Source organism: Vibrio sp. 10N.286.46.A8, from assembly GCF_041470165.1.
GTDB classification, from domain to species: Bacteria; Pseudomonadota; Gammaproteobacteria; order Enterobacterales; family Vibrionaceae; genus Vibrio; species Vibrio tasmaniensis_A.
Map to the genome: position 1 here is coordinate 1 of NZ_JBFRLX010000404.1, position 1,173 is coordinate 1,173.

The following is a 1,173-nucleotide window of genomic DNA, read 5'->3' on the forward strand; positions in this document are numbered from 1 at the left end:
AAGTAGAAGTTATCATCTCTTAACTCTAAAAGAATCATTATGACTCAGACAATTAAAAAAGAAATAAAACTATCTATTGTAATCCCCGTTTATAATAGTCAATCGTTTGTGACGAAAACTGTAAATGAAATCATTAAGGAAGTTACTAAACTAACGTCTAAGTTTGAGATTATTTTAGTTAATGATGGTAGTCCTGATGACAGTTGGAGTGTGATCTCTGGTTTAGCAAAAAGCATTAATGAAGTAAAATCGATAGATCTTGTTAAAAACTATGGCCAACATACTGCAGTTATGTGTGGTATTGAAAAGTCGACAGGTGATTATGTTATAACAATGGATGATGATTTGCAGAATCCCCCAAGTGAAATCAAGAAACTTCTGAATAAGATAGAAGAGGGATACGATTTAGTTTTTGCGGAATTTGAACAAAAGAAGCATGCTTCTTATAGAAAACTTGGGACGAAAGTTGTTGATTGGCTGAACAATAAAATATTTGGCAAGCCAGATAACATCGTCCTAACAAATTTTCGTATATTTACCAAATCACTAGCTAAAAGAGTTATTAAATATCGAGTAAATGAGCCATATATCCCAGGGTTACTACTCATGCATGCTAGTAAGATTGGTAACACCTTAACTAAGCATGCAAAAAGAGATGACGGAGAATCGAATTACTCACTAGGAAAAATCCTGATATTGATAAGTCGATTGTTATTTAATTATTCATCATATCCACTCAAAGCGCTCTCTGTTGTCGGTGTCGTTATATCAGTAGCTAGTTTTTCTTGGGGCCTATTCATGATAATTAATCAACTGGTTTATGGCAGTGATGTTCAAGGTTGGACTACACTTGTAGCACTACTATCTTTTCTAAATGGCTTTATTATATTAATTTTAGGTGTTTTAGGAGAGTATGTTATTCGTATTTCTAAAACATTGTCTCACGATTGTTCTTATCATATAGCTGAGGAAGTCGAATGAATCAGTTCTTTATTGTTGGAGCTCAAAGAAGTAGTACCACATGGTTGTACAAGATGCTGCAGCAGCACCCAGAAATAAAAATGGCTGAGCCTGTCAAGCCAGAGCCGAAATATTTTCTAAATGACATATTTGATAATAAAAAAGATAATTATCTTACTAAATATTTCAAAAATATAGAACCAGGTATACTTG

2 protein-coding genes are annotated in these 1,173 nt (G+C 33.2%); both read left to right on the forward strand.

Annotated elements, in window-relative coordinates; translation table 11 throughout:
* Positions 1 to 39 precede the first annotated feature (39 nt).
* Complete coding sequence (locus tag AB4232_RS22700) at positions 40 to 981, forward strand: glycosyltransferase family 2 protein (protein ID WP_372088119.1); 942 nt, start codon at positions 40 to 42, stop codon at positions 979 to 981.
* The coding region (locus tag AB4232_RS22705) for a sulfotransferase (RefSeq protein WP_372088121.1) at positions 978 to 1,173 on the forward strand (196 nt) is incomplete at its 3' end. The genes AB4232_RS22700 and AB4232_RS22705, both read left to right, overlap by 4 nt.

Excerpts from the sequence above, each read along its gene's own strand:
- AB4232_RS22700 (WP_372088119.1), top strand. The coding sequence starts at position 40 with ATGACTCAGACAATTAAAAAAGAAATAAAACTATCTATTGTAATCCCC.